Origin of the sequence: Qipengyuania citrea (assembly GCF_009828015.1) — a bacterium.
GTDB classification, from domain to species: Bacteria; Pseudomonadota; Alphaproteobacteria; order Sphingomonadales; family Sphingomonadaceae; genus Qipengyuania; species Qipengyuania citrea.
The window spans coordinates 24260-41815 of the sequence record NZ_WTYG01000001.1; the positions used below are offsets into that span (position 1 = coordinate 24260).

Consider the following 17556-nt stretch of genomic DNA (forward strand, 5'->3'; position numbering starts at 1 on the left):
GACACTTTCCCCGAACCTCGATTGCGGTTTCGCTTACCTCCTCATCGGACAAAACTTTCCCGGCCCGCCCGAACGCATGGGCGAGACGCATCGCCTGCCGGCGAAACGCGCAGTGACAGTGGTGTCCGATGTGATTGCGGTTTATCGCGGGTGCAGCGGGGATGGAAGGGAAATTTGCGGGATTTTACGGGATAAGACGATAAGCACCTGTTTTATCGTGCTATTTTCGCCGACCCGAAGGCTCGAATTCGTTACCAAATCGCTAACGAACACGCTATAAGCGCACGCATTTCCGGCGAGAATGAGCATCATCCCCGTCTTTCCCCGCAGTTTTCCCGTGAAATCCCGCTCAATCGCGCGGCAGCGATTCCCGCGCGCCGAACCCGCCGAGCAGCGCCTGCAGCGCGTCCTTCCGCCGATCGGGAACGGGTGCGCTGCCGTCCCAGTCGAGCAGCGCCGCATCGGCCAGCACCAATGCCGTGCCCTGCCCCACGGCGCAGCGCGCGACCAAGCCCTCGTCATGCGTGGTGCATGTGCGCTCTTCCGCGCCGCTATCGTTGCGCACGAAGCGGCCATGCAGCCGCACGGGTACGGGCAGGCCAGCGACTGGCAGCACCCGCTCCTCGCCCGGTTGCGTTTCGTCGAAAGTCAGCTCCAGCCCCCAATGGTCGAACAGCGGCGAGAGCAGCACCACGTCCTGCGGCCGGCGGCGATCGCCGATGGGGTATTCCGAATGGCGGGTCAGCATGGGATCGGCGAATATGAGCGCCTCCCCGCCAGCGGTCAGCCACTGGTCGAACGAGACGTTCTCCGACGGCGCCAGAGCGCGCGGCTGCGCCAGGATCACCCGGTCTATCCCTGCCAGTGCGTCGGGTTCGAGCGTGTCGAGCGGCACCAGATCGTAGCGCGATTCCAGTTCGACTCGCACCCAGTCCGGCTCCGCCCCGGAATCGATGAGCGCGGCGACATCGCCTTCGCCCCAATAGATCGGCAGTGTCGAGAACAGGCCGAGGCGCGGCTTGGCCGGGGCCGTCTCCTCCGCCGGCCCCGCCGAGCAGGCGGCAACCAGCAGCGCCAGCGCTGCCGACAGGCTAGTTCGCCGGCGGAAGCGCATCGCTGGGCATCGGGGGGTCGAGTGTCGGTGATGCGCTGGGCGTCGCCGAGGGCTGGGCGGGCAGGTCCGGCACGACACCGGCTTCGACCAGCGGGTCGTTGCGGGCCGGGGCGGAGGTCGGTTCGGTCGTCGACGCGGCCGCGGGTACGGTCGTCGCGTCGGTTTCGGCCGCGCGGTTCTGGATGACGCTGGCGAGGCCCACCAGCAGGATCATCATGACGATACCGGTCGTGCCGATCTGCAGGCGCTGCATCGACCGTTCACGCCGGGCATCCTTGCCCGGAACGTCGGGCAACTCGCCCATTGGCGGCTTGCGGCTCATATCGAAGAATTGGTGCACGCCCCGAACCTAGGCACGCCCGGGCAACAGTCAATCGCCGCTTTGCAACCAATCGAACACCGGCAGGCCCTTCGCGGCCAGCCATTCGGCGCTATAAAGCGTCGAGAGATAGCGGAAGCCGGTGTCGCACAGGATGGTGGCAACGCGCGGATTCTGGCGCCCTTCGGCCACCAAATGCTTGCCCAACGCAATCGCCCCGGCGACATTGATGCCCGAGGACAGGCCAAGGCACAGACCTTCTTCGCGCAGCAGGCGGGCCACCCATGTCAGGCCTTCCTCGTCCGAAATGCGGAACTGCGTATCGATCGGCGCGCCTTCAAGATTGCCGGTGATGCGCCCCTGCCCGATGCCTTCGGCAACCGAAGACCCTTCGGCCTTCAGCTCGCCACTGGCGAAGTAGTTGTACAGCGCCGCGCCATGCGGGTCGGTCAGCGCGATGGTGACGGTTTCGTCCAGTTCCTTCAGCCCCATTCCGACACCCGCGATCGTGCCGCCGGTGCCCGCCGCGCAGGTAAAGCCGTCGATCCGGCCCTCGAGCTGGTCCCACAGTTCCCTGGCGGTGGTTTCGATATGGGCCTTGCGATTGGCGGTGTTGTCGAACTGGCCGGCCCAGACCGCGCCGTCGAGTTCTTCCGCCATGCGGCGCGAGACGTGCTGGAAATGGTTGGAGTCGGCATACTTGGTCGGCGGAACGGTGACCAGTTCCGCACCCAGCGCGCGGAGCGTGTCCATCTTTTCCTTCGACTGGTTGTCGGGCATCACGATAATCGTGCGATAGCCCAACGCATTGGCCACCAGCGCGATGCCGATTCCGGTATTCCCTGCAGTCCCTTCGACCACCGTACCGCCGGGCTTGAGTTCGCCGCGCTCTTCCGCATCGCGTATGATGTAGAGCGCCGCGCGGTCCTTCACGCTGGCGCCCGGATTGGCAAACTCACACTTGCCGAAGATGTCGCAGCCGGCTTCGGCGCTCGGTCCCTCGAGGCGGACCAGCGGCGTGTTGCCGATAAGATCGAGCGTATGCTCGCGTACGGGGATTGCAGTCATGAGACCCGAATTAGGCTTGCCGACCCGACGCTGCAAACAACATCAGTCTTCAGGCGCGATAGTAACCTTCAGCCCATCGAGTTCGGCGGTGAAGGGAATCTGGCACGACAGGCGCGAGGTCGGCTGGCGGTGATCGGTGGATTCGAGCAGATCGTCCTCGTCCTCGCTCATTTCGGGGAGCTTGTCGGTGAACGCCCGATCGATATGCACATGGCAGGTCGCGCAGGAACAGCACCCGCCGCACAGCGCCAGCAGCTCGTCGAAGCCATTGTCGCGGATCGCTTCCATCACGGTCAGGCCGTCGGCGACGTCGATCTCGCTGGTTTCGCCTTCGCGGGTGGTCACGGTCAGTTTCGGCATTGCGTGTTTCCTCGGTTGCAAAGGGCCACTGGTCGACCCTATGCGTCGCGCTGCTATTCAATCGCGACGGGGAAGGCAAGCGCACTCGCCATGGGGCTGACCAACGCACAATTGCGCGCTGACCTCGATCGGGTGGCGGCGGCCGACCCCGTGGTTGCCGGCGCGTTGGAGCGTTGCGGTTATCCCGAGGAACGCATGCGCCCCACCGGTTACCGCACGCTGCTGCGGACGATCGTCGGCCAGCAGGTCAGCGTCGCATCGGCGGATGCGGTGTGGGCCAAGCTCGAAGCAGAACTGGGCGAAGCCATGCCCGCGCACGAATTGCTGGCGCGCGATTTCGATACGCTGCGGGCCTGCGGCCTGTCGCGGCAGAAACAGGGCTATGCGCGTAGCCTGTGCGAACTGGTGGCCAGCGGCGAACTGGACCTTGCCGACCTTCCGCGCGACGACGAGGAAGCCATCGCCGAACTCACCCGGATCAAGGGGATCGGGCGCTGGTCGGCGGAAATCTACCTGCTTTTCGCCGAGGGGCGCGGCGACATCTGGCCGGCCGGCGACCTGGCGGTCCAGGAAGCGGTCGGACGCATGCTCGAACTGGCAGAGCGGCCGAGCGAAAAGGAAACCCGTACCATCGGCGAAGCTTGGCGGCCGCATCGCGGCGCAATGGCCATCTTCACCTGGCACGCATACACCAATGCCGCGCTCTAGCGCGCACCGAGGGAGACAGAGCATGGGCGATCGCAAGGCGATCTTCATTACCGGGGGCGGTTCGGGCATCGGACGCGCGGTCGCATTGCATTTCGCCGAACGCGGGTGGTTCGTCGGGCTCGGTGATATCGACAAGTCCGGCCTGCACGAGACGGCCGAATTGATCGGCAACGGCTTCGTCTATTCGCATGTCTTCGACGTGCGCGACCGTGCTGCCTGGGACGAGGCGCTCGAGGCCTTCTCGGTGGCGAGCGGCGGACGGATCGACGTGGTGTTCAACAATGCCGGCATCCCGCTGGGCGGATCGCTGATCGAGAACAGCGCCGAGGAAATCGAACGCTGTCTCGACATCAATCTGAAAGGCGTTCTGTTCGGCGCTCAGGCGGCCCATCCCCATCTGAAGGAAACCGCCCCGGGATCCTGCCTGCTCAACACCGCAAGCGCTGCCGGGATCTACGGCACGCCGGGCGCAAGCGTGTATTCGGCAACGAAATTCGGGGTGCGGGCGGTCACCGAAAGCCTCGACGGTGAATGGTCGGCCGATGGGATCAAGGTGGCTTCGCTGATGCCCAGCTTTATCGAAACGCCGCTGCTCGACCATACCCCGCACGCCGGCGCGAACGAGGGTATTCGTCAGCGCGTCACCGATGCCGGGCTCGAGATAACCCCCGTGGCGGACGTGGCCGCGGCGGCCTGGGAGGCCGTGCACGGCGACCGGCTGCACACGACGGTCGGAAAGACGGCGAAAACCATGGCCTTTGCCGCACGCTGGCTTCCCGGCAGGGTGCGCAAGCAGACGCGCTCATCGATCCGGCCGATGGGCAAATAATCCGCCGGGCGCAGATATCTGCGCCCGTGCCCGGAATGTCAGGCAGACAGCGCGTCGATCTTGCGCGCCATCTTAACGTCGCGCAGCGACAGACCGCCGGCGTCATGCGTGGTCAGGGTGATTTCCACCCGGTTGTAGACATTGAACCATTCGGGATGGTGATCGCGCTTTTCCGCAATCAGCGCGACGCGCGTCATGAAGGCGAAGGCCGCGGAGAAATCGCCGAATTCGAACGTGCGCTCGATCGCGTTCCCGTCGCGGCACAGCGACCACTCGGGCAAGGCGCTGAGCCAGGTCTTGCGCTCTTCTTCGCTTAGCTGCTCGACGGTCATGGCGTGCGAATCTCCTCCGGCTTGTCGCTGGCGCGGCTTTTGCCTATCGCCCTCGCCCATGCAAGCTCGCCTCGTCGCAAAGGATATCGCCTGCCGTCGCGGCGAGCGGTTGCTGTTCCGGCGCCTCTCCTTCGCATGCGAAGCCGGGGAAGCAATCCACGTGGTGGGCGCCAACGGTGTGGGAAAATCGAGCCTGATCCGTATCCTGGCAGGCCTGCTGCGTCCCTTCGCAGGAGCGGTCGAACGGACCGGCGCTGCGGGTCTGGTCGACGAACGCCTGGCACTCGACACCAATCTCGCGCTGGGCCAGGCACTCGCATTCTGGGAACGGATCGACGGATGCCGCGATCCTGGCCGCGCGCTCGAACTGTTGCAGCTCGAACCGCTGATGGATGTCCCGGTGCGCTATCTTTCGACCGGCCAGAAGAAACGTGCGGCGCTGGCACGGCTGCTCAATCGTGATTGCCCGATCTGGTTGCTCGACGAACCCCTCAACGGGCTCGACAGTCAGGCGCAGACGGCCTTCGAAACGCTTATCGCCCGGCATTGCGCGGCTGGCGGCGTAGCTATTGCCGCGTCGCACCAGCCGATTGCGCTGCCTGCGCCCGCGATCATCGATCTCGCCGAGTATGCGGCATGATAGCGGCGCTGCTCAGACGCGACCTCGGATTGCTGGTGCCGGGCGGCCGCGACGGCGGGGGCATCCTGCCGCTGCTGTTCTTCCTCGCCGTGGCGATGCTTTATCCCTTCGCGGTCGGCCCCGACGCCCAGCTGCTTGCACGGACCGGCGGCGGTGTCATCTGGGTCGCGGCGCTGCTGGCCGCGATCCTCCCGCTCGAAAAGCTGGTGGCGGGCGATCTCGAAGCGGGGGTGTTCGACCAATTGCACTTGCGCGGGATCAGCGAGGAATGGGCTATGGCCTCGCGCCTGCTGGCGCACTGGCTGGCCTTCGCCCCGCTGCTGCTGCTGGCGACATTGCCCGCCGCCGCATTGCTCGGCTTGGACGCGGACACCACCCGGACCGTCCTGCTAGGCCTGCTCGCTGGTACGCCAGGGCTCGCCGCCGTGGGCCTCGCGGTGGCGGCGCTCACCGCCAGCCTGCGCGGCGGCGCGGCGCTTGCCGGGCTGATGGTGATCCCACTGGCAGTGCCGATCCTGATTTTCGGGGCCGGCGCGCTCGGCCGTCCCGACCCTGCGGCGCTGTTGCTCACCGCGGCGATCAGCCTCGGCCTGTGCGCGGTTACGCCCTTCATCGCTGGCGCCGCGCTGCGCGCAGCGCGCGAGGCCTAATACGGCGGCTTGTGCAGGCCCTTGGGGCTCTCGGTGAAGATTTCGACCCCGTCTTCGGTGATCCCGATCGAGTGTTCGAACTGCGCCGAAAGCGACTTGTCGCGCGTGACCGCCGTCCAGCCATCGCGCAGGATCTTGGCATGCGGGCGGCCGCCATTGATCATCGGTTCGATGGTGAAGAACATGCCCGGCTTCATTTCCGGACCGGTTCCGGCACGCGCCGCGTGGATCACCTCGGGCGCGTCGTGGAACAGCCGGCCCAGGCCGTGTCCGCAGAATTCCTGCACCACGCCGTAGCGATACTGGCGGGCATGCGCCTCGATCGCCGCGCCGATATCGCCCAGCCGCGCGCCGGGCCGTCCTGCCGCTTCGATGCCGAGCATCAGGCATTCATAGGTCACATCGACCAGCCGCCGCGCCTTGATCGACGGTTCACCGGCAAAGAACATGCGGCTGGTATCGCCGTGCCAGCCGTCGAGCAGCGGGGTCACGTCGATATTGACGATGTCGCCTTCCTTCAGCGCCTTGTCCGAGGGAATGCCGTGGCAGATGACATGGTTGATCGAGGTGCAGCAGCTGTGCGTATAGCCGCGATAGCCCATGGTTGCCGGGACTGCGCCCGCATCGAGCATCATGGTGCGCGCCTTGTCGTCGATCGCACCGGTGGTAACACCCGGCTGGACGAAGTCGGTCAGCTCGTCGAGGATTTCCGCGGCCAGCCGCCCGGCCTTGCGCATACCTTCGAAGCCGGCTTCGCCGTGCAGCTTGATCGTGCCGTCGCGATAGACGGTCTCATCCGCCTCGATTACCTGATATTCGGTCATGCGGCCCACATAGGCGGTTGTGGCCGGAATTGCGAGAGGACTAGCGCTTTACGCTGAAGGCGTCGGCGTAATGCGGCTTGACCGCGTCGAGCACCGAGGCGGTGACGGGGAAATCGAGCTCGTAATCGCCTTCGGCATAGGGGCCCGCGACATAGGGACCGAAATAGACACTCAACCGGTCGAACGTCTTGCCGTTGGACGATCCCAACAACACGCTGGCTTCGTCCAGCCCCGGGCAATCGTCGAACGTGTCGCCGCTGCCGGGTTCGACAGGGCTGCCGCGGCGCTTCGCCCGCTCGGCGTTGAGCGTATCGCACATTCGCTGGCCGAGACCCTGCTCCAGCGCAACGGGCGAATTGAACAGCACAATGCCTTTCATCGCCTGCTTCGCTTCGCGGTCCCACACCAGCGAACGCATGCCGTACATGCCATGGGCGCCGCCCGAATAGGTGGCCAGATGGCCCGACAGGCTGAGATAGCGCGGCAGGTCGGCGACCACTTTCCACTCCTCGGACAGGCTGTGCTGGCGCGGCGTCCAGTCGCCCTCGCCTGCCGCCTCCCAATCCTCGTCGGCGCGCGCGGCGACTTCGGCCTTCATGCCCTGTGCCCTGTCCCCGAGCACCTCGACCAGTCCTGCCTCGGCAGCAACCGCGGCCGGCCAGGAATACTCGAAAACATAACGCTCGGTTTCCTCTTCCTCCGCGTAATCCTCGGCTGGCACTGCAGCGCCGCCCGCACCCTCGGCGGCAGCCCCGCTTTCGTCCTGGCTCGCCGCGCTCTGTCCGGAATCGTCGGCGGTCCCGGAACAGGCCGCACTCGACAGCGCGAACGAAATCAGGAACAGGGGCGCACGCATCGCGGTTTCCTTATGCGAAGAACGAATTGATCTGGGGCACCAACAATATGGCCGACAAGCAACCGCTAATCCAGCCCGACCGGGGCCAGGACGCTATTTCCGTCCACCTCGTCAATCGCGATGGTTTCCCCGAATGGAAGAAGTCCCTGTCCGCCAGCCAGCGCGCGGCGCTGGATGCGCAGAAATTCGACGGTGGCGGCTATCAGGTCGGCATCGTCCCCGACGGCGATGGCTGGTTCGCAGTCGGCGGCGTTGCCAATCCGGACGAGTTGTCGAGCTGGTGCATGGCGAAACTGGCCGAAAGCCTTCCCGAAGGAACCTATCGCCGTGCCGGGGGCGAACCCGGCCCAGCGCTGCATGGCTGGCAGACCGGCCAATATGTGTTCGATCGCTACAAGAAACCCGAACGCCCCGTCGGTCCGCGGGTGCTGCTTACCAAGGACGTCAAGGCCATCGACGGCGCGCTGGCCGAGGCGCAGGCGGTGTGCCTGATCCGCGATCTGGTCAACACGCCCGCCGAGGACATGGGCCCGGCCGCGCTCGAAGAGCAATGCGAAGCGCTGGCCAAGACCCATGCGGCTAGGCTGGAGGTAACCAGGGGCGATACGCTGGAACAGGAATATCCCATGGTGCATGCGGTGGGCCGCGCCGCCGCGCGCCACCATGCGCCGCGGATCATGCACCTGACCTGGGGCAAGGAAAGCGACCCCGTTCTCGCGATCGTCGGCAAGGGTGTATGCTTCGACAGCGGGGGGCTCGATGTCAAAAGCAGCAGCGGCATGCTGTTGATGAAGAAGGACATGGGCGGCGCCGCACATGCGATCGCGCTGGCCGGACTGGTGATGGCCGCACATCTGCCCGTGCGTCTGCACCTGCTGGTACCTGCAGTGGAAAACGCGATCAGTTCCAACAGCTTCCGCCCCGGCGACGTGCTGCAAACCCGCAAGGGACTGACGGTCGAAATCGGCAACACCGATGCCGAAGGCCGGCTGATCCTCGGCGACGCCTTGCAGCGGGCCAGCGAAGAGAACCCCGAGTTGATGCTCGATTTCGCCACGCTGACCGGCGCAGCCCGGGTGGCGCTCGGCCCCGAATACCCGGCGCTGATGACGCGCCGCGACGAAACCGCCGCAGCGCTGATCGCAGCCGGCAAGGCGCATGACGACGAACCCTGGCGCCTACCCTTGCCCGATGTCTATCGCGAATGGCTCACCTCGGACATTGCCGACACCAACAACGCGCATGGCAATGCCTTTGCGGGTGCCAGCGTGGCGGGGCTGTTCCTCGACAAGTTCGTCGGCGAAGGGATCGACTGGGCGCATTTCGACACATTCGCCTGGCGCCCGCAGGCTAAACCGGGCCGGCCCAAGGGCGGCGAAGCCTACGGATTGCGCGCCGCGTGGCACATGCTGCAGGCCCGTTTCGGGGGAGGCTGAAGGCCGCCCGCTTGCGGGAAAGCGCGGGCGCGGCTAAGCGCCCGCAACGTTCACAACCGGAATTAGCACACAGCGTGACTGCCCCAGACCGTTATTCCCTTCCTGAAGGCGTCGTCGGATTGAACGGCCCGGTCGACAAGCCTGCGCCGGGCACGCTGCCCCTGCGCGGCGATCTGGCGCATATCGCGCTGGCGCAATCCTATCTCGCTGCACACTATGTCATCCCGCAGCCGCGCGCTGTCGGGGCGTCGCCCGCGACGCTCAAGCTGAACATGCGCGACGATGCCGAAGACGGCACGACCCTGCCCGCCGGACAGGCAATAGAATTGCTCGACTGCGCAGGCGACTGGGCGTGGATTACCTGCGGCCCCGAAGGCCCCAGCGGCTATGTCCGGCTCGGGCAGCTCGCACCGGTCATCGATGCATAAGGTTTTCATCGACGGGGCAGCCGGAACAACCGGGCTCGAAATCGCCGAACGGCTTGCCGGCCGGTCCGAATTCGAACTGTTGGCGCTCGACGATGCCAAGCGCAAGGATAGCGCGGCGCGGCGCGAGGCGCTCAACGAGGCCGATATCGCGATCCTCTGCCTGCCCGACGACGCCGCCCGCGAGGCAGTCGAGCTGATCGACAGTACCAGCGCCACGCGGGTTATCGACGCCTCCAGCGCGCACCGCACTGCGGAAGGCTGGTGCTACGGCCTGCCCGAGCTGGTCGGACGCGAACGCGTTTCCGAGGCGCGCCGGGTGAGCAATCCGGGCTGCTATCCCACCGGCTTCCTCGCCCTGGTAGCGCCATTGGTACGCGAAGGGCTGCTGCCCGCCGACTGGCCCTATACCGTCAATGCGGTGAGCGGGTATTCGGGAGGCGGAAAAGCCCTGATCGAGCGTTTCGAAACCGCCGGGGCACCCGCCTTCATGGCTTACGGCTATGGCATGGCGCACAAGCACCTGCCCGAAATGAAAGCCCACGCGGGACTTGCGCATCCGGTACTGTTCGCACCGTCGGTCGCGTCGACCTATCGCGGCATGATCGTGGAAGTCCCGCTGCATCTCGGAGCGATGGCCGACAATCCGCACGCCGACAGCCTGCGTGACTCGCTCAGTCGGTTTTACGAAAGCTCGGCCGTCTTTACGGTCCACGACAAGGCACCGGTCGCGGAACTCCTGCTCGGCAATGATGCACCCGCGTCGGACGCGCTCGAACTGTTCGTGTTCGGCAATGATGACGGATCGCACGCGCGGCTCGTCGCCCGGCTCGACAACCTCGGTAAAGGCGCCAGCGGCGCCGCCGTGCAGAATCTCAACCTGATGTGCGGCCTGCCCGAAACGGCAGGGCTGCGCCTGACACTTGCCTAAAAAACAGGCACCGCCTGTCTGTGCTTCGGGCACCGACAGCCACTTCCACCGCCCCGATTCACGCAAATACGCGTTTCGCACGTTTGGCACGGTTCTTGGAACACGTGCGGACGCGGCGCGTAAACCTCGTGAGCTACGGGCCAAAGAATTCTCGGGGGACACCACCAGGTGAAAAAGATCGAAGCGATCATCAAGCCGTTCAAGCTGGACGAGGTGAAGGAGGCGCTGCACGAAATCGGCGTGTCCGGCATCACCGTGACCGAAGCGAAGGGCTTCGGCCGGCAGAAGGGCCACACCGAACTCTACCGCGGGGCAGAATATGTCGTCGACTTCCTGCCCAAGGTAAAACTCGAAGTCGTGGTGCCCGCCGGCATCGCCGACCGCACGGTCGAAGCCATCGCCGCCGCCGCCCAGACGGGCCGGATCGGCGACGGCAAGATCTTCATCTCGTCGATCGAGGGTGCCTTGCGCATCCGCACCGGCGAGAAAGACGACGACGCGATCTGAAAAAACGGGGGCGCCAGTCCCGCATCAACCCAATCCTGTTCAATCGGAGGCAATACCAATGGCAAGTGCAAGCGACGTCCTGAAACAGATCAAGGACGAAGGCATCGAATGGGTCGATCTGCGCTTCACCGACCCCAAGGGCAAATGGCAGCACCTGACCATGGTCGCGGGCGTTCTGGGCGAAGACGAACTCGAAGACGGTCTGATGTTCGACGGTTCGTCGATCGCCGGCTGGAAGGTCATCAACGAAAGTGACATGATCCTGAAGCCCGACCTCGATCGCGTCTATACCGACCCCTTCAGCGCCGAACCGATGATGATCGTCTTCTGCGACATCGTCGAACCTTCGACCGGCGAGCTGTACGCACGCGACCCGCGGTCGACCGCCAAGCGCGCCGAAGCCTTCGTCAAGAGCACCGGCCTGGGCGACACGATCTACGTCGGCATGGAAGCCGAATTCTTCATGTTCGACGATGTCCGGTTCGAGGATGGCTATGCCGGTTCGGGCTATGCCATCGACGACATCGAGCTGCCGACCAACACCGGCAAGGAATATGAGAGCGGCAATCTGGCGCACCGTCCGCGCGCCAAGGGCGGGTATTTCCCCGTGGCCCCGGTCGACAGCGCAGTCGATATCCGCGGCGAAATGGTCTCGACCATGATCGAGATGGGCCTGCCCTGCGACAAGCATCACCACGAAGTCGCCGCCGCTCAGCACGAGCTGGGGGTGACCTTCGGAACGCTCGTCGAAACCGCCGACAATTTGCAGATCTACAAGTATGTCGTGCAGCAGGTCGCCCATATCTACGGCAAGACCGCGACCTTCATGCCCAAGCCGATCAAGGACGACAACGGGTCCGGCATGCACACGCACATGTCGATCTGGGACGGCGGCAAGCCGACCTTCGCGGGCAACCAGTATGGTGGCCTCAGCGAAAACTGCCTGTACTACATCGGCGGTGTCATCAAGCACGCCAAGGCGCTGAACGCCTTCACCAACCCGACCACCAACAGCTACAAGCGGCTGGTACCGGGCTTCGAGGCGCCCGTGCTGCTCGCCTATTCGGCGCGCAACCGTTCGGCCGCCTGCCGCATCCCCTATGGTGCGGGCGACAAGGCCAAGCGCGTGGAATTCCGCTTCCCCGATGCGATGGCCAACCCCTACCTCGCCTATTCGGCACTGCTCATGGCCGGACTCGACGGGATCCAGAACAAGATCCATCCGGGCGAAGCCATGGACAAGAACCTCTACGATCTGCCGCCCGCCGAACTGGCGGACGTGCCCACGGTCTGCGGCAGCCTGCGCGAAGCGCTCGAAGCGCTCGAGGCGGACCATGAATTCCTGCTCAAGGGCGATGTCTTCACCAAGGACCAGATCGACGCGTATTGCGAATTGAAGTGGGACGAAGTCCTGCGCGTGGAAACGACGCCCTGCCCCGCAGAATTCGACATGTACTACAGTGCCTGACGCCTAATCGGCGTTAGATAGCAAATGGATAGAAGAGGGGCGGCCGGAGCGATCCGGCCGCCCTTTCTTCATGCGCAATCAAAAGGTGGGTCCTTCGCGCAACACAGGCATACAAAATGGTTCAACCGAGGACGTTACCGGTCTTTCCTTTTCGTCCAACTGGGGTCAAACGTAACCATATGCGCGACTTGGGGCGCGCCACTATGCGAAATATTCCTGGAGGGACCTTCGTCATGAAATCCACGTTCAATCGTAACGGCAGCCGCCTGTTGGCCGGCGCCGCCACCATTGCCTTGTCGACCGTCGCGCTGAGCACCCCCGCTCACGCCATCGTACCGAACGACAACTATACTCCCGACGACATCGTCGATACCGACGAAGAGTTCAGCGGCGTCGGCATGTTCTTCCGCAACGACGGCTTCGTTTGCACCGGGACGCTTATCAATCCGCGTACCGTGCTGTTCGCTGCTCACTGCGTGAACGATCGTCCGGAAACCGATTACGACACGACGGTTCGCTCGGCTTTCTCCTTTAATGTCGATGCCCTCCCCGGCTTCCGCGACTGGATTGGCAATGGCTTCGCCAGCAATCCCGACCTTGCGGTCTTCGACGTCAATCGCATCTACTACGATGCGCGGTCGCTGCAGCGCCCCGAAGCAGTCGGCTTCCTCGAGGCTGATATTGCCGTCGCCAGCCTGTCCGATCCAGCCGCGAACCTGCCGACCTGGTCGCTGCTGTTCTCGCCGCTGCCGACGCCCGAGGCAATCGACGATGCGGACGGGACCGGGTATCACGTGAACATCACCGGCTACGGCGCGACCGGCTCGGGTTCCACCGGTTCGAACCTGGGGATCGATTGGCGACGCAAGTCGGCCGAGAACATGATCGGTGCGCTCACCTCATTCGATTCACGCAACACGTTCCTGTTTGGCGGTCCTGCCGACCTGCCGCAGAACCTCTATCGTCTCGACTTTGACGATCCGAACAAGACCAATCCGTTCGATTTCAACCTTTACAAGGATGAAGCGCGCGAGCGCGAAGGCACCACCGCTGGCGGCGATTCGGGTGGTCCGCTGATTCTCGACGCGGCCAACAATACGCTGAGCGACGAAGACCTCGTCATCGGTGTTCTTTCTGGTGGTTCGCGTTTCTTCGGACCGCAGGTCTTCTCCAGCTATGGCACCGAGAGCTTTTACCAGCCGCTGTATCTGTTTTGGGATTACATCGTTGCCACCAATCCCTACCGCTACGTCACGGCGAAGGATGGCGACGGCAACTGGGAAGACGCCTCGCACTGGGAAACCACGCTGGATCCCGTCTATCGCGTCATCAACGAAGATGGCGAGGTCGTTAACGGCCTGCCTACCTCGCCTGGGGCTGGCATCACCGGCGACTCGCCCGAGTGGGGCGAAGTCTGCTTCGACCCGCAAGGCGACGGTCCGGGTGAAGGCTGCCAGGATCTGGCGACCGGTGAAGATACGCCCCCGGTCCGCAACTCCGATGGTTCCATCTCGTCGGGCATCGGCCAAGCCGATGCCGACATGCTCGATGCACTCGGTGGTGGTGGCGCAAAGGGTGCCAATCCCGATGCCGTCGATGCTTCGGCGGTCGGCCGCGGCGGCCTGATCAATGCCAACGAGGCGCAGAACCAGGGCCCCGAGTTCGCCGAAAACGCCCCCCACGCGAGCGACGGCGGCACGCCCGAATTCTCGGACGCCGCGCTTCCCGACCCGACGCTGGACAACGGCCTGCCAGGTGCGACCGGCTTCGTACCCGACAACATCGATCCGGTGGTCAGCAGCGACGCCGACGTCAATGTCGACCCGCGCTATTTCGATGTGACGCTGGCTAATGCCGGCACGACCACGCTGAGCAGCGATGTGACGATCGACCGTCTGACGGTCCGCAGTTCTGCCGGCCTGAACATCACCGCGGACGGCAGCCTGACTGCACTGATCGACATCAGCCAGTTTGGCGGCACCATCACTGTCGATGGCGCACTGAACTCGGTCGGTGACTACACCATCTTCGGCGGCGCCCTGCAGGGCGGCGGAACGGTTACCGCGCCGTTCGTCACCAATGTCATGGGAGCCATCTCGCCCGGCACGGTCGGCGGGATCGATACGCTGACCATCGATGGTTCGGCCGTACTTTCGTCGGGCTCGACCCTGATGATCGATGTTGGGCCGGACAACACGTCCGACCTGCTTGCAATCACCGGCGAAGCGTCGCTTGGCGGCGTCGTGGCCGTGGGTGCAGGTGTCCTGGAACCGGGTGTCGGCCTGGGGCAGGAGTTCACCATCCTGACCGCCGATGGCGGACTGACGGGCACCTTCAACGCCGGTGATCTTTCCGCGATCCTGTACCAGAACTTCACCTACACCGACACTGCGGTGCTGATGGAAATCCTGGCTCGCAGCTATGGGTCGGTGGTCGATCGGAACGATGCCGTCCAGCGCGGCTATGCGCAGCTGCTCGATCAGAACCGCGGCAATGCGGCTCTGGCAGCGCTGTACAACGTGCTCGATTTCGCCGACCAGTCGGCGATCCAGAGCGCCTTCGAAAGCTGGGCACCGACGACTGAGACGGCCGCGCTGCAAATGGTCGCGCAGTCCTACAACCAGGTCCAGTCGTTCAACGCTTCTCGGCTGCGGGAATCGACGCTGGCGAGTTCGGGCGGCACCATCGCGACGCTGGGCAACCCGATCCGTACGGCCGGGCTCAGCGTCTCGCGGGGAAGTCAGCCGATCTCGGCAGTGGCTATGGGTCTCGACCAGGCCGACGAACCGACGCGTGTGCGTGAAAGCGGGCTTCGCGAAGATGTCGCCATCTATCTCGCGGGTGGCCTGATGCAGGGCAGCGGCGCGGCCATGCCCGGAACCGGAGGTGACACCGACGTCGATGGCTATTTCTTCGGCGGCGGTATCGAGTACTTCCCCGGCGAGAACTCGATGATCGGCATCTCGGCGCAGTATTCCGATCTCGATTCCGAAGTTTCGCTTGGTAATGAGACCGAGTCGACGACCCTCGCCCTGTCGCTCTACGGCAGCGTGAAGACCGTCGACGGCTTCGTGGTCGATGGCCAGCTGACGGTTACCGATGTCGATCTGGACACGACGCGCACCATCGCCTTCGGCGGCGGTACGCAGACGCTTACCAGCGACAGCGGCGATGGCGGCCTCGGCGCGGCGCTGGGGATTTCCTACGACATCGAGGGCGCGTTCGGCACGATCTCGCCCGGTATCGAAGTGCGCTATGTCGACCATTCGCTCGACGTGATCGAGGAAACCGGCGGCCCGCTTGCACTGCGCATCGACCGCGAGGACTTCGAAAGCCTCCAGGGCCGGATCGGTTTCGACTACCAGAAGGTCACCACCGGTCTCCAGCTCGATGCCAATGTCGACTTCGTGCATGAATACGAAGACGGACCGTTCGCCGTTTCGGCACAGTTCGCCAACGGCACCGGCCCCGGGGTGCTTTTCCCGGTAAACAGCCAGGACAAGTTCTGGGCCGAAGCGGGCATTTCCGCCAAGTTCAACAGCGGTCCCGCGCAGTTCGGTATCGGTGTGGACACGACGATCGCCCGCGACAATGCCAACGCGCAGACCTATCGCGCTTCGGCAACGTTCAAGTTCTGAGCCAATCCGTACCGGACCTTAGGGTTCGGCAAGAAAGGGCCGTCCGGGCAACCGGGCGGCCTTTTCGATGCGCGAAAGCATTTTCCTACTCTGCCGGTTGGTGCCTAGCAAAGCGGCCTCGTTTCCCCGGGAGGCCACACTATGAACCGCAAACCGCTCTTCGATACGATCCGCAAAATTTTGGGCCGCGGGTTCCGCCAGTCCGAGGTCGACCGGCTTGACGCGGCAATCGACGCTGTCAGCGCCGCAACCTCACCCTCGGGTGAATTGTTCCAAGGGCGCGGCGTCAGCGAGCGCGGGCTGCGGCTGATCCGCGATTTCGAAGGCTGCGCGCGAATCCGGCAGGATGGCCTGGTCGAGGCCTATCCCGACCCGGGCACCGGAGCCGATCCATGGACGATTGGCTGGGGCGCTACCGGGCCAGGCATCGGTCCCGGAACGGTCTGGACGCAGGAGCAATGCGACAACCGGCTGGAGGAGGATGTCGCCCGTCACGCGCGCGATGTCGCAACCGCGCTGGGCGATGCGCAAACGACGCAGGCGCAATTCGATGCCCTCGTCAGCTTTCATTACAACACGGGCGCGATTGCCCGTTCGACTTTGCTGCGCCTTCACCGGGCAGGGAAATATGGTGAAGCCGCTGCCGAATTTGCGCGGTGGAATCGCGCCGGCGGCCGCATCCTCATGGGTCTGGTCCGCCGCCGCAAGGCCGAGGCTGCGCTCTACCGCTCGCAGTGAACGCCGCAGAACTCCTCCCATTCCACTCGTCGAACGGCATGGAACCGTAGGGCCCGCGCCGCCGTTGCAGGGACGAAGGAGTATTCTTAATGCGTAGGGTGGTCGCAGCCGCGGCAGTCATGGCGCTCGTATCGATCGGCGCACGCGCCGCACCGGCTACGAATGCCGCCAATGGGTCCGAAATGGCCGCTTTTGCCGGCGAAGCGGTATCGGGGGCGGAATGCTTGCCCGGATCTGCGGTGGGCAATGCTGCGTGCCTGCAAACCGATCGCACCGCCCGGATGGAACAGTGGCTCGACGGCTATCGCACAAGGGCAGGCCTTCTCGGCGGCGCCCTTGCCCTAGGCAAGACTTGGCCCGAACGGATCGAGAGTGCGGCCGCTCCGGCCTATTATGTCGACTATTTCGATCTCGGTTCCGCAGCGTCCTATCGCTTTGCCGAAAATGTTCTCTACCGGGTAGATCCGGAAGACGCTTCGATCACCGGAGTGGCCGCGCTGCTGACAGGTGACGAATTCGTCATCGGGCAGGAAATGCCCGCGGGCTACGACGTCTACAACGTCCCCTATTCCTATCGCACGCGTTACCAGGATACGCCCACGGTCTGGTACCGCTATGTAGATGGCTATGTGTACCGGGTCGATCCGCGGACCCGGCGGGTCACCGCAGCGATCGATCTCTTGGTATGACACCCCCCTCGTCCCTCGCCCGGC

Annotated in this window: 19 protein-coding genes; 12 read left to right on the forward strand and 7 right to left on the reverse strand. The window is 64.5% G+C overall.

All coding sequences use genetic code 11. The features are described from left to right. Nucleotides 1-349: 349 nt before the first annotated feature. Genes GRI55_RS00105 through GRI55_RS00120 form a run of 4 tightly spaced genes read right to left on the reverse strand, consistent with a single transcriptional unit; the run spans nucleotide 350 to nucleotide 2861 of the window. Entirely contained in the window at nucleotides 350-1114 is a 765-nt protein-coding gene (locus GRI55_RS00105) for a Gldg family protein (protein ID WP_160765798.1), read from the reverse strand. After that, complete coding sequence (locus tag GRI55_RS00110) at nucleotides 1092-1454, reverse strand: hypothetical protein (protein WP_156488941.1); 363 nt, start codon at nucleotides 1452-1454, stop codon at nucleotides 1092-1094. The genes GRI55_RS00105 and GRI55_RS00110 overlap by 23 nt, the downstream gene beginning before the upstream one ends. Before the next feature lie 30 nt (nucleotides 1455-1484). Further along, nucleotides 1485-2501 (reverse strand): cysteine synthase A, encoded by a 1017-nt coding sequence (locus GRI55_RS00115; protein ID WP_160765799.1) that lies wholly within the window; start codon nucleotides 2499-2501, stop codon nucleotides 1485-1487. A gap of 42 nt (nucleotides 2502-2543) precedes the next feature. Continuing rightward, complete coding sequence (locus tag GRI55_RS00120) at nucleotides 2544-2861, reverse strand: 2Fe-2S iron-sulfur cluster-binding protein (protein ID WP_160765800.1); 318 nt, start codon at nucleotides 2859-2861, stop codon at nucleotides 2544-2546. Nucleotides 2862-2951: 90 nt separating this feature from the next. Between GRI55_RS00120 and GRI55_RS00125 the strand changes: the two genes are divergently transcribed. Next, the gene (locus tag GRI55_RS00125) at nucleotides 2952-3569 is read left to right on the forward strand and encodes a DNA-3-methyladenine glycosylase family protein (RefSeq protein WP_160765801.1); all 618 of its coding nucleotides are present in this window, start codon (nucleotides 2952-2954) and stop codon (nucleotides 3567-3569) included. 22 nt (nucleotides 3570-3591) lie between these two features. Next, on the forward strand, nucleotides 3592-4398 hold the full coding sequence (locus GRI55_RS00130; RefSeq protein ID WP_160765802.1) for an SDR family oxidoreductase: 807 nt from the start codon (nucleotides 3592-3594) through the stop codon (nucleotides 4396-4398). Nucleotides 4399-4436: 38 nt separating this feature from the next. Here the strand turns inward: GRI55_RS00130 and GRI55_RS00135 are convergent, their stop codons facing one another. Beyond that, nucleotides 4437-4730 (reverse strand): 4a-hydroxytetrahydrobiopterin dehydratase, encoded by a 294-nt coding sequence (locus GRI55_RS00135; RefSeq protein ID WP_050600752.1) that lies wholly within the window; start codon nucleotides 4728-4730, stop codon nucleotides 4437-4439. A gap of 58 nt (nucleotides 4731-4788) precedes the next feature. Between GRI55_RS00135 and ccmA the strand changes: the two genes are divergently transcribed. Together ccmA and GRI55_RS00145 are read left to right on the forward strand one after the other, a co-directional pair. Then, nucleotides 4789-5370: a heme ABC exporter ATP-binding protein CcmA gene (ccmA, locus tag GRI55_RS00140; RefSeq protein ID WP_160765803.1), complete on the forward strand. Its 582-nt coding sequence runs from the start codon at nucleotides 4789-4791 to the stop codon at nucleotides 5368-5370. After that, on the forward strand, nucleotides 5367-6020 hold the full coding sequence (locus tag GRI55_RS00145; protein ID WP_160765804.1) for a heme exporter protein CcmB: 654 nt from the start codon (nucleotides 5367-5369) through the stop codon (nucleotides 6018-6020). Before ccmA ends, GRI55_RS00145 begins: the two co-directional genes overlap by 4 nt. Here GRI55_RS00145 and map read toward each other — a convergent pair. Both map and GRI55_RS00155 read right to left on the reverse strand, forming a co-directional pair. Continuing rightward, complete coding sequence (map, locus tag GRI55_RS00150; protein ID WP_063512227.1) at nucleotides 6017-6844, reverse strand: type I methionyl aminopeptidase; 828 nt, start codon at nucleotides 6842-6844, stop codon at nucleotides 6017-6019. The two genes, GRI55_RS00145 and map, sit on opposite strands and share 4 nt — an antisense overlap. A 40-nt stretch (nucleotides 6845-6884) precedes the next feature. Next, nucleotides 6885-7700 (reverse strand): PdaC/SigV domain-containing protein, encoded by an 816-nt coding sequence (locus tag GRI55_RS00155; RefSeq protein ID WP_160765805.1) that lies wholly within the window; start codon nucleotides 7698-7700, stop codon nucleotides 6885-6887. Between the two features lie 47 nt (nucleotides 7701-7747). Here GRI55_RS00155 and GRI55_RS00160 point away from each other — a divergent pair, with 47 nt between their 5' ends. The 8 genes from GRI55_RS00160 to GRI55_RS00195 all read left to right on the forward strand — a co-directional run bounded on the left by GRI55_RS00160 (nucleotide 7748) and on the right by GRI55_RS00195 (nucleotide 17532). Beyond that, on the forward strand, nucleotides 7748-9136 hold the full coding sequence (locus tag GRI55_RS00160; RefSeq protein ID WP_160765806.1) for a leucyl aminopeptidase family protein: 1389 nt from the start codon (nucleotides 7748-7750) through the stop codon (nucleotides 9134-9136). A 74-nt stretch (nucleotides 9137-9210) separates the two neighbouring features. After that, on the forward strand, nucleotides 9211-9564 hold the full coding sequence (locus GRI55_RS00165; RefSeq protein ID WP_160765807.1) for an SH3 domain-containing protein: 354 nt from the start codon (nucleotides 9211-9213) through the stop codon (nucleotides 9562-9564). Further along, nucleotides 9557-10492 (forward strand): N-acetyl-gamma-glutamyl-phosphate reductase, encoded by a 936-nt coding sequence (argC, locus tag GRI55_RS00170; protein WP_160765808.1) that lies wholly within the window; start codon nucleotides 9557-9559, stop codon nucleotides 10490-10492. Before GRI55_RS00165 ends, argC begins: the two co-directional genes overlap by 8 nt. Before the next feature lie 168 nt (nucleotides 10493-10660). Next, the gene (locus GRI55_RS00175; RefSeq protein ID WP_050600760.1) at nucleotides 10661-10999 is read left to right on the forward strand and encodes a P-II family nitrogen regulator; all 339 of its coding nucleotides are present in this window, start codon (nucleotides 10661-10663) and stop codon (nucleotides 10997-10999) included. Between the two features lie 58 nt (nucleotides 11000-11057). Further along, nucleotides 11058-12467 (forward strand): type I glutamate--ammonia ligase, encoded by a 1410-nt coding sequence (gene glnA, locus GRI55_RS00180; RefSeq protein ID WP_050600761.1) that lies wholly within the window; start codon nucleotides 11058-11060, stop codon nucleotides 12465-12467. Nucleotides 12468-12700: 233 nt separating this feature from the next. Beyond that, nucleotides 12701-16105 (forward strand): autotransporter domain-containing protein, encoded by a 3405-nt coding sequence (locus GRI55_RS00185; RefSeq protein ID WP_050600762.1) that lies wholly within the window; start codon nucleotides 12701-12703, stop codon nucleotides 16103-16105. Between the two features lie 141 nt (nucleotides 16106-16246). Continuing rightward, nucleotides 16247-16843 carry a lysozyme gene (locus GRI55_RS00190; protein ID WP_160765809.1) on the forward strand — a complete coding sequence of 199 codons (597 nt, stop codon included), beginning with the start codon at nucleotides 16247-16249 and terminating at the stop codon, nucleotides 16841-16843. 89 nt (nucleotides 16844-16932) lie between these two features. Continuing rightward, nucleotides 16933-17532 carry a hypothetical protein gene (locus GRI55_RS00195; protein WP_160765810.1) on the forward strand — a complete coding sequence of 200 codons (600 nt, stop codon included), beginning with the start codon at nucleotides 16933-16935 and terminating at the stop codon, nucleotides 17530-17532. Nucleotides 17533-17556 lie beyond the last annotated feature (24 nt).

Excerpts from the sequence above, each read along its gene's own strand:
- GRI55_RS00105 (WP_160765798.1), bottom strand. The coding sequence starts at position 1,114 with ATGCGCTTCCGCCGGCGAACTAGCCTGTCGGCAGCGCTGGCGCTGCTG.
- GRI55_RS00115 (WP_160765799.1), bottom strand. The coding sequence starts at position 2,501 with ATGACTGCAATCCCCGTACGCGAGCATACGCTCGATCTTATCGGCAAC.
- GRI55_RS00135 (WP_050600752.1), bottom strand. The coding sequence starts at position 4,730 with ATGACCGTCGAGCAGCTAAGCGAAGAAGAGCGCAAGACCTGGCTCAGC.
- GRI55_RS00125 (WP_160765801.1), top strand. The coding sequence starts at position 2,952 with ATGGGGCTGACCAACGCACAATTGCGCGCTGACCTCGATCGGGTGGCG.
- GRI55_RS00185 (WP_050600762.1), top strand. The coding sequence starts at position 12,701 with ATGAAATCCACGTTCAATCGTAACGGCAGCCGCCTGTTGGCCGGCGCC.
- map (WP_063512227.1), bottom strand. The coding sequence starts at position 6,844 with ATGACCGAATATCAGGTAATCGAGGCGGATGAGACCGTCTATCGCGAC.
- GRI55_RS00155 (WP_160765805.1), bottom strand. The coding sequence starts at position 7,700 with ATGCGTGCGCCCCTGTTCCTGATTTCGTTCGCGCTGTCGAGTGCGGCC.
- GRI55_RS00160 (WP_160765806.1), top strand. The coding sequence starts at position 7,748 with ATGGCCGACAAGCAACCGCTAATCCAGCCCGACCGGGGCCAGGACGCT.
- argC (WP_160765808.1), top strand. The coding sequence starts at position 9,557 with ATGCATAAGGTTTTCATCGACGGGGCAGCCGGAACAACCGGGCTCGAA.
- GRI55_RS00145 (WP_160765804.1), top strand. The coding sequence starts at position 5,367 with ATGATAGCGGCGCTGCTCAGACGCGACCTCGGATTGCTGGTGCCGGGC.
- GRI55_RS00120 (WP_160765800.1), bottom strand. The coding sequence starts at position 2,861 with ATGCCGAAACTGACCGTGACCACCCGCGAAGGCGAAACCAGCGAGATC.
- GRI55_RS00190 (WP_160765809.1), top strand. The coding sequence starts at position 16,247 with ATGAACCGCAAACCGCTCTTCGATACGATCCGCAAAATTTTGGGCCGC.
- GRI55_RS00130 (WP_160765802.1), top strand. The coding sequence starts at position 3,592 with ATGGGCGATCGCAAGGCGATCTTCATTACCGGGGGCGGTTCGGGCATC.
- GRI55_RS00195 (WP_160765810.1), top strand. The coding sequence starts at position 16,933 with ATGCGTAGGGTGGTCGCAGCCGCGGCAGTCATGGCGCTCGTATCGATC.
- ccmA (WP_160765803.1), top strand. The coding sequence starts at position 4,789 with ATGCAAGCTCGCCTCGTCGCAAAGGATATCGCCTGCCGTCGCGGCGAG.
- glnA (WP_050600761.1), top strand. The coding sequence starts at position 11,058 with ATGGCAAGTGCAAGCGACGTCCTGAAACAGATCAAGGACGAAGGCATC.